This window comes from Bacillus sp. WC2507, from assembly GCF_052656125.1.
Window position 1 is genome coordinate 745535 of sequence record NZ_JBQXPN010000001.1, and the last position, 15960, is coordinate 761494.

The 15960-nt window shown below is 37.1% G+C and carries 18 protein-coding genes; 14 read left to right on the forward strand and 4 right to left on the reverse strand.

What is annotated here, in order from left to right:
* Positions 1 to 23: 23 nt before the first annotated feature.
* Positions 24 to 782 carry a TrmB family transcriptional regulator gene (locus ACUN28_RS03880; RefSeq protein ID WP_016085676.1) on the reverse strand — a complete coding sequence of 253 codons (759 nt, stop codon included), beginning with the start codon at positions 780 to 782 and terminating at the stop codon, positions 24 to 26.
* Between the two features lie 188 nt (positions 783 to 970).
* Between ACUN28_RS03880 and ACUN28_RS03885 the strand changes: the two genes are divergently transcribed.
* The 4 genes from ACUN28_RS03885 to ACUN28_RS03900 all read left to right on the forward strand — a co-directional run bounded on the left by ACUN28_RS03885 (position 971) and on the right by ACUN28_RS03900 (position 4873).
* Entirely contained in the window at positions 971 to 2971 is a 2001-nt protein-coding gene (locus tag ACUN28_RS03885) for a methyl-accepting chemotaxis protein (protein ID WP_033660216.1), read from the forward strand.
* Positions 2972 to 3048: 77 nt separating this feature from the next.
* Positions 3049 to 3351 carry an MTH1187 family thiamine-binding protein gene (locus ACUN28_RS03890; RefSeq protein WP_001018862.1) on the forward strand — a complete coding sequence of 101 codons (303 nt, stop codon included), beginning with the start codon at positions 3049 to 3051 and terminating at the stop codon, positions 3349 to 3351.
* Between the two features lie 48 nt (positions 3352 to 3399).
* Positions 3400 to 3645, forward strand: coding sequence for a YusU family protein (locus ACUN28_RS03895; RefSeq protein ID WP_016085678.1), 246 nt, complete (start codon positions 3400 to 3402; stop codon positions 3643 to 3645).
* Positions 3646 to 3955: 310 nt separating this feature from the next.
* Positions 3956 to 4873, forward strand: coding sequence for a proline dehydrogenase family protein (locus ACUN28_RS03900; RefSeq protein WP_016085679.1), 918 nt, complete (start codon positions 3956 to 3958; stop codon positions 4871 to 4873).
* A gap of 22 nt (positions 4874 to 4895) precedes the next feature.
* On the opposite strand, the gene ACUN28_RS03905 is transcribed toward ACUN28_RS03900, so the two are convergent.
* Together ACUN28_RS03905 and ACUN28_RS03910 are read right to left on the reverse strand one after the other, a co-directional pair.
* Positions 4896 to 5735, reverse strand: a complete 840-nt coding sequence (locus tag ACUN28_RS03905) for a D-alanyl-D-alanine carboxypeptidase family protein (RefSeq protein ID WP_033659965.1) — start codon at positions 5733 to 5735, stop codon at positions 4896 to 4898.
* A 97-nt stretch (positions 5736 to 5832) separates the two neighbouring features.
* Entirely contained in the window at positions 5833 to 5979 is a 147-nt protein-coding gene (locus tag ACUN28_RS03910) for a YuzL family protein (protein WP_001096344.1), read from the reverse strand.
* A gap of 237 nt (positions 5980 to 6216) precedes the next feature.
* Here ACUN28_RS03910 and ACUN28_RS03915 point away from each other — a divergent pair, with 237 nt between their 5' ends.
* The 7 genes from ACUN28_RS03915 (at position 6217) to ACUN28_RS03945 (ending at position 14080) form a co-directional block, all read left to right on the forward strand.
* Positions 6217 to 8598 (forward strand): 3-hydroxyacyl-CoA dehydrogenase/enoyl-CoA hydratase family protein, encoded by a 2382-nt coding sequence (locus ACUN28_RS03915; protein ID WP_016085681.1) that lies wholly within the window; start codon positions 6217 to 6219, stop codon positions 8596 to 8598.
* A 21-nt stretch (positions 8599 to 8619) separates the two neighbouring features.
* Complete coding sequence (locus ACUN28_RS03920; protein WP_001206340.1) at positions 8620 to 9792, forward strand: acetyl-CoA C-acetyltransferase; 1173 nt, start codon at positions 8620 to 8622, stop codon at positions 9790 to 9792.
* A 385-nt stretch (positions 9793 to 10177) separates the two neighbouring features.
* Positions 10178 to 11962, forward strand: a complete 1785-nt coding sequence (locus ACUN28_RS03925; RefSeq protein WP_000416287.1) for an acyl-CoA dehydrogenase family protein — start codon at positions 10178 to 10180, stop codon at positions 11960 to 11962.
* Positions 11963 to 12100: 138 nt separating this feature from the next.
* Positions 12101 to 12823 carry an MBL fold metallo-hydrolase gene (locus tag ACUN28_RS03930; RefSeq protein WP_445423352.1) on the forward strand — a complete coding sequence of 241 codons (723 nt, stop codon included), beginning with the start codon at positions 12101 to 12103 and terminating at the stop codon, positions 12821 to 12823.
* Between the two features lie 3 nt (positions 12824 to 12826).
* Positions 12827 to 13384, forward strand: coding sequence for a TetR/AcrR family transcriptional regulator (locus tag ACUN28_RS03935; RefSeq protein ID WP_016085684.1), 558 nt, complete (start codon positions 12827 to 12829; stop codon positions 13382 to 13384).
* A 184-nt stretch (positions 13385 to 13568) separates the two neighbouring features.
* On the forward strand, positions 13569 to 13796 hold the full coding sequence (locus tag ACUN28_RS03940) for a helix-turn-helix transcriptional regulator (RefSeq protein WP_000813830.1): 228 nt from the start codon (positions 13569 to 13571) through the stop codon (positions 13794 to 13796).
* Complete coding sequence (locus ACUN28_RS03945) at positions 13793 to 14080, forward strand: DUF2178 domain-containing protein (protein WP_016085685.1); 288 nt, start codon at positions 13793 to 13795, stop codon at positions 14078 to 14080. The genes ACUN28_RS03940 and ACUN28_RS03945 overlap by 4 nt, the downstream gene beginning before the upstream one ends.
* A gap of 49 nt (positions 14081 to 14129) precedes the next feature.
* On the opposite strand, the gene ACUN28_RS03950 is transcribed toward ACUN28_RS03945, so the two are convergent.
* Positions 14130 to 14258, reverse strand: coding sequence for a hypothetical protein (locus ACUN28_RS03950; protein WP_000848031.1), 129 nt, complete (start codon positions 14256 to 14258; stop codon positions 14130 to 14132).
* Positions 14259 to 14499: 241 nt separating this feature from the next.
* On the opposite strand from ACUN28_RS03950, the gene ACUN28_RS03955 reads away from it, so the two are divergent.
* From ACUN28_RS03955 to ACUN28_RS03965, 3 genes are all read left to right on the forward strand, one after another.
* Positions 14500 to 15213 (forward strand): CPBP family intramembrane glutamic endopeptidase, encoded by a 714-nt coding sequence (locus ACUN28_RS03955; RefSeq protein ID WP_016085686.1) that lies wholly within the window; start codon positions 14500 to 14502, stop codon positions 15211 to 15213.
* A gap of 146 nt (positions 15214 to 15359) precedes the next feature.
* Positions 15360 to 15545, forward strand: a complete 186-nt coding sequence (locus ACUN28_RS03960; protein ID WP_001180555.1) for a hypothetical protein — start codon at positions 15360 to 15362, stop codon at positions 15543 to 15545.
* Positions 15546 to 15558: 13 nt separating this feature from the next.
* Positions 15559 to 15807 (forward strand): spore coat protein, encoded by a 249-nt coding sequence (locus ACUN28_RS03965; RefSeq protein ID WP_001002991.1) that lies wholly within the window; start codon positions 15559 to 15561, stop codon positions 15805 to 15807.
* The last annotated feature ends 153 nt before the right edge of the window (positions 15808 to 15960 follow it).

Genomic DNA, 15960 nt, shown 5'->3' on the forward strand with positions numbered 1-15960 from the left:
CGCCTTGTAATAAGGGCGTTTTTTTAGTATCTCAACTTCATCAACAAACTCTTAATTTCCTCATCTTCCATAAATAGATCATGGTGTTTCTGGGTAATCTTTGCAAGTGCAACGTCATGATAGAAAAATTCTGTAAAGAACTTCACGAAAGGTTGTGACATTGTTTTCATTGCTTGCCATGACTCTTGCTCTACACCAGCAAATAAAATTTCACGGTCGTCAACGATGAGCAGTAAGTATCGCTCTAGCGCGTTAGGCTCTTCGGCTGGGATTAGAAAATGCATGTTTTCTAAGTCTGTTTCTACTTTTCCAACGATAAGGGACTCGGTTTTGACGCCTTGTTTTGCCTTTTCTTCTAATAAAGGAAGATATTCTAAAAGGGTATCATTCCAAGCTGAAATGCGAATTGATTCTTTTGCACTTTCGATGAGTTCTTTACTTTGAACTCGAATAGAAGATTGCATTTTTAAGCTCCACACACGGTCATCTGTAAATGATTTTTTTGATATATTCGTTTCCAATTCTTCAATATTTGATTGAAACTCTGTCGTTAATTTTTCAATTGCTAGCTTGAGTGGTAATGCTGTATACAGCTTTTTCTTTTCTGAAACAGAATCCATTACCATTCCTTTATCGATTAGGCGTGCAAGCACTTCATATATTTTGGCTTTTGGAACACCAGAATGCTTCACAATCGTTGTAGCATCTAATGGTTCGTTGCTCGATACGACAACTTCGTAAGCTTGGCTTTCATATTGTGAGAAACCGAATTTTTGTAACATAGTTCCCTCCGAACGAATGAGATTGTATAGCTTAAGGATAATGAACTATTTGTTTTTACACAAGTGGTTGTAAGTTTTCTACTCAGATTGGGAGGAGAATTAATTTCAATTTTTTAATTTTATCCATTATACTTAATATAGTGATTAATACGATTACAATACAACATGAAGGGGATGCTTGGGGGAAGATGTTGAGAAGTTTACGTTTAAAAATTGCGGTAGTATTTTCGGTTCTTATTTCTATGATGTTTGTAATATTAGGTACAGCTATGTATCAATTACAGAAAGAGAAGGAAGTGCGCTCCTTAGACCAGTATTCTCAAAATACGATGGATCTTGTGACAGAGCAACTTACGACATTTGTTCAAAGAACGGATGAAGATATGGGGTATTATGCGAGCAGTGAGATGATTCGTAATATGCTTCAAGATGGAGTCACTCCAGAAGAGGAAGCATTTTTGACGAAAGAGTTTTCGGAGTATAAAAAGAATCATCCTGGCATTTTAGACTTATATATTGGTACGAAAGATAAAAAAACATTAAGTGCCAATCTTGCTGAAGGTGGACAAGTGCCAGAAGGATATGACCCAACGACAAGACCTTGGTATAAAGACTCAGAAGCTGATGTGAAAAAGGTTCACTGGGGACAACCTATGTATGAAATTGCTACAGGTAAGCTAAGTGTGGGAGTGTCTAAAGCAATTACAGCTCAAGATGGATCTGTATTAGGTGTTGTAGCGATGGATGTATCACTTGGAACAATTCAGAAGTTACTTCATAATATTCAATACAATAACGGCGGAGAAATGTTTATTATAAATGATAAAAATATGGCTCTTGTTTACCCAGAGAAAATCGGGAAAGATGTTTCGAAAGAGCCACTTGTGAAGAGTTTAAATAAAGAGGTAACAAAATATGCTGTCACTACATTAAAAGGTGAAGATGTAGTTGTTTATAGTCAGTCATTTGATTTGATGAAATGGAAGATAGGAATTTTTTATCCGAAAGAAACGATTGATGAGCTATTAAATAGTACGAGAAATACAGTCATTATAATGGCATGTATTAGCTTATTAGTTGGGATCGTAGCTTCATACTTGTTCTCAAGAAGATTAGCAAGACCACTGCAACTATTAACGAATCACGTTCAAAAAGTAGCAGAAGGTGATTTAACGTTACGAATGAAAGTGACAAGTAAGGACGAAGTTGGAGAACTGACGAACCATTTTAATCATATGGTTGAGCAAATGAATGAGATGGTAAGTAAAATTAAAAATAGTGTATCAACAGTGCAACAATCAACGAGCAATCTACATTATTTAACGAATGAAACTGTAGCAGCTAGTAGAGAAGTATCAGGTGCAATGGATGATGTGAGCGGAGGAGCTTCTACGCTTGCTAATAGTGTAGATGAAGTTTCAGAGCAGCTCGAGAATATGGCGCAGTCAGTGGAACAAATGAATAACTCTGTTGGTGAAATAAAAGGAGTGGCTGGCAAAGCTGAAGAGGCATCTAAGCAAGGATTAAATACGATGCGGAATTTAGTTCGTACAAGGGGCCAATCATCTTCGATTGTTGTTCATACAGAGGAAGCATCCGGAAAGTTAGAGCAAAGAGTTGGATCGATTCAAAATGTTGTAGAGCTTATAAAGGGTATTTCGGATCAAACGAATTTACTTGCTTTAAATGCTTCGATTGAAGCGGCGCGTGCAGGTGAACAAGGTAAAGGGTTTGCTGTTGTTGCTGAAGAAGTTCGAAAGTTAGCAGAACAATCGAAAGAGGCGACAGGAGAAATCGCAACAATGATTGGTGATGTACAAGTAGAGGTAAAACGAGTTGTAGAAGTTGTAAGTAAATTAAAAGATATTGCGGATGTGCAAAATAACGTTACGACAGAGGCAGAGGCGGAATTCCGCACAATTATGTCAGTTGTAAATACGATTAGTACTTCAGTGGAACAAATTGTCGAAGAGGTACATAATATTGGTCACGAGCAAGGAGAAATTACAACGGTAATGCATACAATTGCTAGTACGAGTCAAGAAAGCGCAGCTGTTTCTGAAGAAGTAAATGCTGCAACTGAATCTCAAGTGGATCATCTAGAAAAGGTAGCTCATACGATGGAAAGTTTGACGGAGCATATGAGAGACTTAGAAAGATTAGTTGAGCAGTTTAAAATAGAGGAATAACAAATTAGTAAAATGACGAGTATTTCGGTAAAATAGAGAATGGATATATAAGAAGCAAGTATAGGAGGAAGACTACTATGGCAATTGTTGACGTATCGATTATTCCAGTAGGAACGGGTAATCCAAGTGTTAGTGAATATGTAGCAGAAGTACAAAAGGTGCTAGAGAAAAATGCAGATCGCGTGAAGTATCAATTAACACCAATGAATACAGTTATTGAAGGAGATCTTCCTGTCATTCTAGAAGTAATTCAACAAATGCATGAAGTTCCATATACGAAAGGTGCACAGCGCGTTGCAACAACAATTCGTATCGATGATCGTCGTGATAAAGTAAGCACAATGGAGAAAAAATTAAACTCTGTTCGATCAAAATTATAAGAAAAAGCAGCGATTTCCGCTGCTTTTTTCATATAGGAGGTAAATAAGATGAATGAAAAGTTTAACGAACAATTTGACGGGTTGTTAGAGAAATACACGGAACTATTACTGGGAGAGAGCAATGAAGAGAGAAAAGAACAGGTGCAGAAGTGGGCACTTTATTCTTATATTGCCAAGACGATGCCAGCTTTAGTGAAGCATTGGAATGAGACGTATCCAGATGCGAAAGAAGAGATGGTGAAGCTAATTACGGACATTAAAAAAATGAATGAAGAGAAGAGAAATGAGCAGTGAGAAAACTTGAGGTGAATGTTACATCAAGTTTTCTTTATTAATATCCTCATATAATTTACATGGAATATAAAGGGTTTTATAAGCATGTCGAATATTTTCGACATGCTTATTTTGTGCCTAGTAAACTCGTTTTTTCTAAATGTCGAAAAATATTTCCTGCATATTTATAAGCGAGAATATAGGGTTTTAAATGTTTTTATAGTATTTTATAAATTATCTAAATAATTATTTGTATCCAATAATTTTAAACAATGATATAATTTTGAAGAGGGGTAAAAAACAGATAAATCAAGTCATAGGGGTGAATTACATGGAACAATTAATGCGAAATTCGTTTCTTTTCTTATCTAAAAATAAAGCGCTAACAAAACTGGCTAAAAAGTACGGTTTACGCTTTGGTGCAGGTCGCTTCGTCGCAGGGGAGACGATTGAATTAGCGACAGCAGCTATTCAGGCATTAAACAAGCAAGGTCTTTGTGTAACAATCGATTATTTAGGGGAATTCGTTGATAATGAAGCGGAAGCAAATGAAATGGCTACCCAATCGATTGAAGCAATCCGTGCAATTGGAAGAGAAGGTCTTGATTCGCAGCTTTCTTTAAAAATGACTTCTATGGGATTAGACATCTCTGATGAAATCGTAATGAACAATATGCGCCGCATTTTAGAAGCTGCAAAAGAAAATGGTGTGTTTGTTACAATTGATATGGAAGACTATACACGCTGTGGAAAAACAATTGATATCTTTAAACAGTTAAAATCTGAATACGATAATATTGGTACTGTTATTCAAGCTTACCTATATCGTACAGAAAAAGATATTGAGGACTTAAATGCTTACAATCCTAATTTACGTCTTGTAAAAGGTGCTTATAAAGAACCCGAAGAAGTGGCGTTCCCGGACAAGAAAGATGTAGATGACAATTATAAAAAAATTATTAAAATGCACTTATTAAATGGAAATTATACTGCAATTGCTTCACATGACGAAGCGATTATTGAATATACGAAAAAACTTGCCGAAGAACACAACATTCCAAGAGACCAATTTGAATTCCAAATGTTATATGGTATTCGTAATGAGCGTCAACTTGAGCTAGTAAAAGAAGGTTACAAAATGCGTGTTTATGTACCTTATGGAAACGACTGGTATGGCTACTTCATGCGTCGTCTAGCAGAGCGTCCAGCAAACGTTGCGTTCGTATTAAAAGGTATGGTTAAAAAATAACCAAGGAGAAAATACTCCTTGGTTATTTTAATTGCTGAAAGGCGTAATGTGCCATTTTCTTCGTATCAGGATATAGTTGCGCGCGAGTAGAAGATAATACAACATTAATGACGCGTTTACCGTCTTTTTCATCCACTGTTACGACCGTATATTTTCCGAGTGCTGATAGACCACTTTTACTTCCAATTGCATATGGATCGTCATATAGTTCTTCTCGTCCATAGTTTGCGATTTTTGGAGAGCGTTCTGAAGTATGTAGAGTTGTACGTGTTGAATTCATATATTCTAGAACAACAGGGTACTTTAATGCTTCTTTCGTAATCATAGCAATGTCATAAGGTGATACTTTATTTCCGAGTGCATCAGCACCACTTGCATTTTTGAAAGTCGCATGCTTTGTACCAAGTTCCTTCGCTCTAGCATTCATCATTTTTACAAATTCATTTTTTGATCCTGCGATATGTTCTGCGATGGATTCAGCTATTGGATCTGCACTAATGATAAGCATCAGTTTTAATGCCTCATCTCGTTTTAACTTTTCCCCAGCACGAAGTTTAATTTTTTTACTTTGACTCTCTGTTTTAATTGCGTTCTCTGTAATAGTAATTTCTTCATCTTCTTTTACGTTCTCTAGTAAGAGAAGGGTTGTCATCATTTTGGCTATACTAGCCGGATAAGACCGCTCGTCTTCACGTTTCCCATACAAAATTTCACCTGTGTCTGCATCGATTGTAATTCCGTATTGCCCAGTAATGCTAGGTTGATCGGCTCTTACAGCTTGTTGTCTTTGTGCGTAAGAGAAAAAAATCATCCCTGTAAATAGTGTGGCAATCATTACAATCATAACTATTGTTCGTTTCATCATCGTTCCCTCTTTTGTTTTCCATATGTACAAATAAATTGGGCAGAAAAAGCAGCCATTACCCATTATGCCACGTTTTCTGCCCAAAAATATACCGTTATTTTTCGCCCATATTATGCTTCTTATACTGTTGGTTATTACCTTGGCGTCCTTTTTCCACACCGTGATTATGAGGACCTGCATTTCCAGTTACGCTTGCTGCGCTAATTCCAGCTTTTGAAGGGTTCTTCTTAAGTTTTGCCATATATATTCCTCCAGTTTCGTCAGATTATAAAAAGGAAAAGTGTATTTAAGTGAAGAAAATACATATATATAGCATGGGCAAATAAAAGAAAAATATTTATTTCTGAAAATTTTATCAATAAATATATTGCGAAAATTCAAACTGTATCATATATTTATTAGTAGAGGCTCACTCATTGATTGCGACTTATGTCGAAAAATTGAATGAGCATTCATTCAAGAATAGGGGGAGAATTGGATGTTCCAAATTAAAAAGGCTGCTGTTCTAGGTTCAGGCGTAATGGGTTCAGGGATTGCGGCACACTTAGCTAATATTGGTATTCCGACATTATTGCTTGATATTGTACCACCTGCGCTAACAAAAGAAGAGGAAGCGAAGGGACTTACATTAGAACATAAAAGTGTGAGAAATCGTTTTAGTAATACGGCTGTGCAAAAACTATTAAAGCAAAAACCAGCTCCTCTGACAGTGAAAGGAAATCTAGCACTGATTGAAGCAGGTAACTTAGAAGATGATCTTGAGCGTCTAGCTGATGTAGATTGGATTATTGAAGTAGTAGTTGAAAACTTAGATATTAAAAAGAAACTATTTGAAAAAGTAGATGCTGTTCGTAAACCGGGTTCTATTGTAAGCTCGAATACGTCAGGCATTTCAGTAGAAAAAATGGCAGAAGGTCGTTCAGACGACTTCCAGAAGCACTTCTTAGGCACACACTTTTTTAACCCACCACGATATTTAAAACTTCTAGAGGTAATACCGACGAAAGAAACAGATCCACAAGTATTAAGCTTCATGAAACTATTTGGCGAAGACGTTCTTGGAAAAGGCGTTGTTATCGCAAAAGACACACCAAACTTTATTGGAAACCGCATCGGTACGTACGGTTTATTAGTAACTCTTCAAGAGATGATAAAACGCGGCTATAGCATTGGGGAAGTTGATTCTGTAACAGGCCCACTTATTGGCCGTCCGAAGAGCGCAACGTTCCGTACATTAGATGTTGTCGGTTTAGATACATTCGTACACGTTGCAAATAACGTATATGAAAACGTACAAGAAGAAGAGCGTGATGTATTTAAAGTACCAGCTTTCATGCATGACATGCTTGATAAAAAATGGCTTGGAAGTAAAACAGGTCAAGGCTTCTTCTTAAAACAAGGAAAAGAAATTTTAGAATTGAATCCTGAAACGATGGAATACGAAGCTCGCAAAAAATTAAAAGCTGCATCTATCGAGTTAAGTAAACAAGAAAAAGGTTTATCGAATAAATTGAAAGCGCTTGTATACGCGAAAGACCGCGCAGGAGAGTTGTTATGGAACATCATCACACCGACTCTTTTATACTCTGCAAAACTTCATAAAGAAATTGCTGACGATATCGTTGCAATTGACCAAGCGATGAAGTGGGGCTTCGGCTGGGAGCAAGGACCATTTGAAGTTTGGGATGCAATTGGCGTTGAAAAGTCCGTTCAAAAGATGGAAGAAAACGGCGTAGTTGTTCCGACTTGGGTGAAAGAAATGTTAGAGAAAGGTTTCACTACTTTCTACAAACATGATAACGGAGATAGCTACTATTACGATAATGGCGAATATAAGCGAATCGAACGTAATAAAAAGGCAATTTCCCTTAAACAATTAAAAGCGAAAAATGGCGTATTAAAGAAAAATAGCGGAGCGAGCTTAATCGATTTAGGTGACGGCATCCTTTGCTTAGAATTCCATTCGAAGAGCAATGCAATCGGTATGGATATTACGCAAATGATTAACTACGCTGTTGATGAAGTAGAGAAGAATTATAAAGGTCTTGTTATCGGTAACCAATCGAAGAACTTCTGCGTTGGTGCGAACCTAGCGATGATCTTAATGGAAGCACAAGATGACAACTACTTTGAAATCGAGTTAGTTGTTAAAAACTTCCAAGATGCGATGACGAAAATTAAGTACTCTTCTAAGCCAGTTGTAGCAGCACCATACGGTATGACGCTTGGCGGAGGTACAGAAGTTTGCTTACCAGCAGCTAGCATTCAAGCTTCTAGCGAAACGTATATGGGCTTAGTAGAAGTTGGGGTTGGCTTAATCCCTGGCGGAGGCGGTAATAAAGAGCTATACATTAAACACTTAAATAAAATGCCAAACGGTGTAGAGTTTGATCTGCAAAAAGTTGCGAATAAAGTATTCGAATCTGTAGCGATGGCGAAAGTTTCTACATCAGCACAAGAAGCTGTATCGAACAACTTCTTAGGCGATAAAGACGGTATTAGTGTGAATGGTGATCATTTACTATATGATGCGAAACAAAAAGCACTTGCTTTATATGAAGCTGGCTATAAAGCACCGATCCGTAAAAAGATACCAGTTGTTGGTGAAACAGGATATGCAACTCTTGTACTTGGTGCAGAAGCAATGCATTTATCAGGTTACATTTCTGAACATGATCTTCACATTGCGAAGAAACTTGCATATGTCATTGCGGGCGGAAAAGTGCCGTACGGAACAGAAGTTGATGAGCAGTATTTATTAGATGTAGAACGTGAAGCATTTATTAGCTTAGTAAGTGAGATGAAATCACAAGCAAGAATGCAGCACATGCTTGTAAAAGGAAAGCCATTACGTAACTAATAACGAGGGGAGATATCGTTCATGAGAGAAGCTGTCATTGTTGCGGGAGCAAGAACACCAATTGGAAAAGCAAAGAGGGGTTCATTAAAAACAGTTCGTCCTGACGATCTAGGGGCATTAGTAGTAAAGGAAACGTTAAAGCGTGCGAATTATGAAGGACCAATCGACGATTTAATTTTCGGTTGTGCGATGCCAGAAGCAGAGCAAGGCTTGAACATGGCTCGTAATATCGGCGGACTAGCAGGACTTTCTTACGATGTTCCAGCTATTACGATTAACCGTTACTGTTCTTCAGGTTTACAAAGTATCGCTTACGGAGCAGAGCGCATTATGCTTGGTCACTCGGAAGCTGTATTATCAGGCGGAGCGGAATCAATGAGTTTAGTTCCGATGATGGGACACGTTGTTCGTCCGAATAGTCGCCTTGTAGAAGCAGCTCCAGAATATTATATGGGTATGGGACATACAGCAGAGCAAGTTGCTGTGAAATATGGGATTTCTCGTGAAGAGCAAGATGCATTTGCAGTAAGAAGTCATCAACGTGCTGCGAAAGCATTAGCTGCAGGGAACTTTGCTGATGAAACAGTATCTGTAGATGTAACGTTACGTACTGTTGGATCAAATAACAAGCTGCAAGAAGAAACAATCATTTTCGCACAAGACGAAGGTGTAAGAGCAGAAACGTCGCTAGACATTTTAGGTAAATTACGTCCAGCATTTAACGTTCGCGGTTCTGTAACAGCTGGTAACTCTTCACAAATGAGTGACGGTGCAGCATCTGTACTATTAATGGATCGTGAAAAAGCAGTGAGTGATGGTATGAAGCCACTTGCGAAATTCCGTTCATTTGCAGTAGCTGGCGTACCACCAGAAGTAATGGGAATCGGTCCAATCGCTGCAATTCCAAAGGCGTTAAAATTAGCTGGTTTAGAGCTATCTGATATTGGCCTATTCGAACTAAATGAAGCATTCGCTTCTCAATCAATCCAAGTTATTCGTGAACTTGGTTTAGATGAAGAAAAAGTAAACGTAAACGGCGGTGCAATCGCACTTGGACATCCACTTGGCTGTACAGGAGCCAAACTAACACTATCTCTTATTCACGAAATGAAACGCCGCAACCAACAATTCGGTATCGTAACAATGTGTATCGGCGGCGGAATGGGAGCAGCGGGAGTGTTTGAATTACTATAAAAAAAGTGGAAGCGGCTCGCTCAGAATGTGAGGGGGATGGAGCTTCAGACGTAGAGGCGCTCTTTGCCTCGCAGGAAGAAGCGAAGCCACCGAACATTCTAGCCGCTGGAACTGGATTGAAAAAAGTGCAGGTGGCTTGCTCAGAACAAGAGGGCGTTGGAAGCCCTGACGAAGAGGCGCTTTTTGCCTCACAGGAAGGGGTGAAACGATCGACTGTTCTAGCCACCGGAACTGGATTGAAAAAAAGTGCAGGTGGCTCGCTCAGAACGAGACGACGCTAAAGAAAAGAATGGAAGCGACAAAGGTTTATAAAAAATAAAATTGAGAGCCAGCTTCTTTCAAAATGAGAGAAGCGGCTTATGAAAATATGAAGGAGGAAATTTTCATGGAAAAAACAGTAGGAAATGCGGTTAAAGGCGGTAGCTTTTTAGTTGATGAGATTACGATTGATCAAGTGTTTACGCCAGAGGATTTTTCATCTGAGCATAAAATGATTGCAAAAACGACAGAGGACTTTATTGTGAATGAAGTTCTTCCAGAGCTTGAATATTTAGAGCAACACGAGTTTGATCGTTCTGTTCGTCTTTTAAAAGAAGCTGGGGAACTTGGTTTATTAGGCGCTGACGTACCAGAAGAGTACGGCGGAATTGGTCTTGATAAAGTAAGCTCAGCGTTAATCGCAGAGAAATTCTCTCGCGCTGGTGGCTTTGCAATTACTCACGGTGCTCACGTAGGTATCGGATCTTTACCAATCGTGTTATTCGGTAACGAAGAGCAAAAGAAAAAGTATTTACCATTACTTGCAACTGGTGAAAAATTAGCTGCATACGCATTAACAGAGCCAGGTTCAGGATCTGACGCATTAGGCGCAAAAACAACTGCACGTTTAAATGCAGAAGGTACACATTACGTATTAAACGGTGAAAAACAATGGATTACAAACTCTGCATTTGCTGATGTATTTATCGTATACGCAAAAATTGATGGAGAGCACTTCTCAGCATTTATCGTAGAGAAAGAGTATGCTGGCGTATCTACAAGCCCAGAAGAAAAGAAAATGGGTATTAAATGTTCATCAACTCGTACTTTAATTTTAGAAGATGCATTAGTACCGAAAGAAAACTTACTTGGTGAAATCGGTAAAGGTCATATTATCGCGTTCAACATTTTAAATATCGGCCGTTATAAATTAGGTGTTGGTACAGTTGGATCTGCGAAACGTGCAGTAGAAATTTCAGCACAATATGCAAACCAACGTCAACAGTTCAAACAACCAATCGCTCGATTCCCATTAATTCAAGAGAAACTTGCGAATATGGCAGCGAAAACATATGCAGCTGAAAGCTCTGTATATCGTACAGTAGGTCTATTCGAAAGCCGCATGAGCACATTATCTGAAGAAGAAGTAAAAGACGGTAAAGCAGTAGCAGCTTCTATCGCTGAATATGCAATCGAGTGTTCTTTAAATAAAGTATTCGGTTCTGAAGTACTAGATTATACAGTAGATGAAGGTGTTCAAATTCATGGTGGTTACGGATTTATGGCAGAGTACGAGATTGAAAGAATGTACCGTGACTCTCGTATTAACCGTATTTTCGAAGGAACGAACGAAATTAACCGCCTAATCGTACCAGGTACGTTCTTACGTAAAGCGATGAAAGGTGAATTACCGCTTCTTCAAAAAGCACAAAAATTACAAGAAGAGTTAATGATGATGATGCCAGAAGAAGTAGGCGATGAGCCATTAGCACTTCAAAAATATTTAGTAACTAACGCGAAAAAAATCGGCTTAATGGTAGCTGGATTAGCAGCTCAAAAATACGGTAAAGCACTAGATAAAGAGCAAGAAATTCTTGTGAATATCGCTGACATCGTAAGCAACCTATACGCAATGGAGTCTGCTGTTCTTCGTACAGAAAAAGCAATTAAAACAACTGGCCTTGAAAAGAATAAACAAAAAGTGTTATACACTGAAGTATTCTGCCAAGAAGCATTCAACGAAATCGAAGCAGATGCGAAAGAAACACTTATCGCAGTTGAAAACGGCGACATGCTGCGCATGATGTTATCATCATTACGTAAATTAACTCGCCACACACCACTTAACGTAATTCCGAAGAAACGTGAGATCGCTGCGAAAATTTTAGAAGATGAGCGTTACACAGTTTAATACCTTTAAATAACAGTAGTCGTATAAACGACTACTGTTATTTTTTTTGAAAAAAAGAAATTTTTAGTGACATAAAACTAATGACATTAGTATAATAAAACTAATGGTATTAGTTTTCGTGAAAAGGGAGATGGAAATATGAGAATGATACATGAAAAAACGGTATATCAATTGTCATTTTTGCCAAGAGTGTTTCCTGTAAATTGTTACTTTTTGGAGGAAGAAGATGGTTTAACTTTAATTGATGCTGCTTTGCCATATAGCGCAAAAGGGATCTTGCAGGCGGCTGAGAAAATAGGGAAACCAATTACTAAGATTGTATTAACACATGCGCATGATGATCACATCGGTGCATTAGACGCATTAAAGGAAGTAATTCCTCATGTTCCAGTCTATATTTCTAAGAGGGACGCAAAGCTGTTAGAAGGAGATACGACGTTACAAAAGGATGAACCAAATACGCCAATAAAAGGCGGTGTACCTAAAAAGATAAAAACGGTACCTGATGTTTTATTAGAAGATGGCGACCGAGTTGGATCGCTTCTTGCGATTATAACACCGGGACATACACCAGGCTCCATGTCGTTTCTTGATGTAAGAAATAAAGCTCTGATTGTCGGGGATGCATTCCAAACAAGAGGAGGTATGGCTGTTTCAGGACAAATGAAATTTTGGTTTCCGTTTCCGGCGATGGCAACGTGGAGCAAAGACATATCATTACAAAGTGCAGAGAAGTTAAGAGAATATGAGCCTTCCTTGCTTGCGGCAGGGCACGGAAAAATGATAAAGGATCCAGGGGTTGTCATAGAGCTTGCTATTAAGGAAGCGAAGCGGAATATAGAAAGTAAGAAAGAGGGTTAATTTATGTCACCGAGAATCGGACTTACATTACAGAAAATTATAGAAACAGCTGCAGAAATAGCAGATGCAAATGGAATACAAGAAGTAACGTTAGCTTCATTAGCGCAAACGTTAGGGATACGTTCTCCCTCACTATATAATCATGTGAAAGGGTTACAAGATGTACGGAAACATCTTGGTATTTACGGAATACAACAGCTGCATAACAAGCTGGAAGAAGCGACCGAGAATAAACGTATGGATGAAGCAATTCATGCATTAGGAGAAGCGTATGTAGCATTCGTACGCAAACATCCTGGACTGTATGAAGCAACCTTTTTACGAGATGAAGAAGTAAGAAAAGCAGGAGACGGAATTGTGAAGCTTTGTCTTCATGTTTTACAACAATACGGCTTAGAAGGAGAGAATGCACTTCATGCGACACGTGGATTCAGAAGTATTTGTCATGGATTTGCGTCGATTGAACAGCAGGGTGGATTTGGTTTGCCGCTAGATTTAGATACAAGTTTACATGTATTATTGGAAACGTTTATTAAAGGATTACATGGAATGAGAAATTAAATAAGAAGCGAGGCAACTAAAAACCTTAGAAGCGATTCTAAGGTTTTTTTAGTGCATATGATTCCAAAAGAATGGTAGGTGGGAGGATTAAAGTTTCACTTTATTTATGTTAAAAATAGTTTACATGATGTTAAAAATAAATTACAATCAAAATATAGAAAATAATGTAAAACAAGGAGAGGTTATGAAACAAAGTGGGAATTTACAAAATAATCTCGTTGTACTCAGAGCAGAAAAGCGCTGGTCACAAACAGATTTAGCGAACAAAGCTGGGGTAAGTAGACAAACAATCGCCTCAATTGAAGCGAATCGTTATAATCCATCTTTAATTTTAGCTTTTGAAATTGCACATATTTTAGGTAAGGAGTTTCATGAAGTTTTTCAATATAAGATAGAGGGGGAAACGGAATGAGTATTGTAATAGGGATAATAATCTCAGTAGCAGGGCTAATAGGTGTTTTATATTCAACACGTTTTCAGAAGAATGAAGGGGAAGATGAAAGAGGCGAGCATATTACAGGGAATGCAGCTAAAATTTCATTGTTTGTATTTTTATTTCTATATTTAGTTATCTTTTTAATTGGGAATCTATATTCATTGACAGGTGAACAGTATAAATTAGCAAATGCATTTTTATTAGCAGGGGTACTTTGTTCTTATGCTTTAACTATCGTAGTTTTAAAAAGAAGATATTAACTGGAAAAGAGTCTCTAATGGTTTAGAGGCTCTTTCTTGTTAAATGATATTATTTAGCTGGTTTGAAAAATGTGTATATGGCTAAGGAAAGGCAAACGAAAATAAATGCGATAGGATCTTGATATGGACTAGGCTCAGAACCTTTCTGGATTTCTGTAAGGAAGTCATGTGTTTTCATGTTCATTGCTCCTTTAACTAATAAGTTTTATATGATGCGAGGGTTATGGTGGATAGGAAGTGTTTTTTGAAATTTCATATAATAATTATTGCATAGCAATCCTATTCCTAAAACTATAAAATATAAAGTTTTCATAATATGTAAAATTGCATATTATTCTTTTTGGAAATTTTGTTATATTATCTTTATATTTCAATTAAAGGGTTTTATTAAGATAAATGAGAATAACTGGAGGGATACTGTGAGTAAAACAGTGTTAGAAGCGTATAGTGTGGAAAGAAAAATAGAGAATATAACATATAAAAATCTATTTGTAACGATAGCAATGATTATAGGGAGTTCACTCCTAGGAGGATTATTCCTTGGTTTAGCCTTTGAGATTTATGGAGAAGAAGTATTAAGTACTAATTTAGAAGGATATTATTTACTCTTATTTGATGCAGCTGTTGTTGCTATCGTTTTATTAGCTTATAAACCAGTTCTTCATTTTATTAAATCTATTTGGGATGTATCCGTTTTGAAGAATGGGAAGACATATTTATATCTATTAATTGGTTTTATAGTCATTGCGTTATCACAATATTTAACGTTACATGTGTTTAGTTTTGAAAGTGCAGCAGAACAGAAGGAACAATTAGGGAGCTTCGGGATTCAAAATAGCATACAAAGTATTATATATGTGTTAAGTGTTGCTATAATTACACCGGTTAAAGAAGAAATTCTATTTCGAGGTATTTTATATCGATTTTTAGAAAAGAAATATAATTTTTTAGTTGGTATCATTATTTCTTCCTTCATTTTTGGAATTCTTCATGGAGGTCTTCTAATTACGGCAACGATTATGGGAATGGTATTTGCAATGTTATACAAAAAGACGCAATCTATTATACCTAGTATTATTTTACACATTGTATGGAACTTACTTGTGAGTATAAGTATGATTGTGTCTCTATAAAAATAAATACATAACCAGTATAAAAGATGAATGGCTTAGCTATTCATCTTTTATTTTGTATGCACGTGAAAAAGCTAATTCATGTATACAATCAAAAAAGAGCTAAATACTAACAGTGAACGAATAAAGAAAGGTAGGAGTATTCTATGCAAAACTTAACAGAGCTTGAAGTAGAAAACTTACGTCATTTAATTGGTGGACACGCAACAATTATTAACAAGTTGGAGCAGTATGCACAGACGTGTACAGATCCACAACTGAAACAAATGCTACAAAAGGATGCGCAAGATGCACGAAATACGAAACAGCAATTAATGACTTTTCTAGGATAGGAGGAAGCAGAACATGAATGAAAAAGATATGGTAAATGATTATTTAGCAGGGTTAAATGCAAGTTTAACAAGTTATGCAAATTATATTTCTCAGTCTGATAATGAACAGTTACATCAAACGTTAATCCAAATTCGTAATCAAGATGAGATGCGTCAACGTAATATGTATGAGTACGCAAAGCAAAAGAGTTATTATAAGCCAGCTGCACCTGCTAACCCAATGATTGTACAGCAATTAAAAGGTCAATTAAGTGCGGAATAAGGGGATAAAAAAACGAGCGAATGAAGTCGCTCGTTTTTTTGTTTTGGGCATGTCAATAAATATATAATAAATATTTTTCCAGTTGTAACAAATATGACGAAAATGGAATATAACAATTCACAAAAAGGACAAAAGTTTGCTCAACATTTCACA

Coding starts and splice junctions, on each gene's coding strand:
- ACUN28_RS03910 (WP_001096344.1), bottom strand. CDS start 5,979: ATGGCAAAACTTAAGAAGAACCCTTCAAAAGCTGGAATTAGCGCAGCA.
- ACUN28_RS03885 (WP_033660216.1), top strand. CDS start 971: ATGTTGAGAAGTTTACGTTTAAAAATTGCGGTAGTATTTTCGGTTCTT.
- ACUN28_RS03945 (WP_016085685.1), top strand. CDS start 13,793: ATGAGTATTGTAATAGGGATAATAATCTCAGTAGCAGGGCTAATAGGT.
- ACUN28_RS03895 (WP_016085678.1), top strand. CDS start 3,400: ATGAATGAAAAGTTTAACGAACAATTTGACGGGTTGTTAGAGAAATAC.
- ACUN28_RS03890 (WP_001018862.1), top strand. CDS start 3,049: ATGGCAATTGTTGACGTATCGATTATTCCAGTAGGAACGGGTAATCCA.
- ACUN28_RS03915 (WP_016085681.1), top strand. CDS start 6,217: ATGTTCCAAATTAAAAAGGCTGCTGTTCTAGGTTCAGGCGTAATGGGT.
- ACUN28_RS03950 (WP_000848031.1), bottom strand. CDS start 14,258: ATGAAAACACATGACTTCCTTACAGAAATCCAGAAAGGTTCTGAGCCT.
- ACUN28_RS03905 (WP_033659965.1), bottom strand. CDS start 5,735: ATGAAACGAACAATAGTTATGATTGTAATGATTGCCACACTATTTACA.
- ACUN28_RS03930 (WP_445423352.1), top strand. CDS start 12,101: ATGAGAATGATACATGAAAAAACGGTATATCAATTGTCATTTTTGCCA.
- ACUN28_RS03900 (WP_016085679.1), top strand. CDS start 3,956: ATGGAACAATTAATGCGAAATTCGTTTCTTTTCTTATCTAAAAATAAA.
- ACUN28_RS03920 (WP_001206340.1), top strand. CDS start 8,620: ATGAGAGAAGCTGTCATTGTTGCGGGAGCAAGAACACCAATTGGAAAA.
- ACUN28_RS03935 (WP_016085684.1), top strand. CDS start 12,827: ATGTCACCGAGAATCGGACTTACATTACAGAAAATTATAGAAACAGCT.
- ACUN28_RS03965 (WP_001002991.1), top strand. CDS start 15,559: ATGAATGAAAAAGATATGGTAAATGATTATTTAGCAGGGTTAAATGCA.
- ACUN28_RS03880 (WP_016085676.1), bottom strand. CDS start 782: ATGTTACAAAAATTCGGTTTCTCACAATATGAAAGCCAAGCTTACGAA.
- ACUN28_RS03960 (WP_001180555.1), top strand. CDS start 15,360: ATGCAAAACTTAACAGAGCTTGAAGTAGAAAACTTACGTCATTTAATT.
- ACUN28_RS03940 (WP_000813830.1), top strand. CDS start 13,569: ATGAAACAAAGTGGGAATTTACAAAATAATCTCGTTGTACTCAGAGCA.
- ACUN28_RS03925 (WP_000416287.1), top strand. CDS start 10,178: ATGGAAAAAACAGTAGGAAATGCGGTTAAAGGCGGTAGCTTTTTAGTT.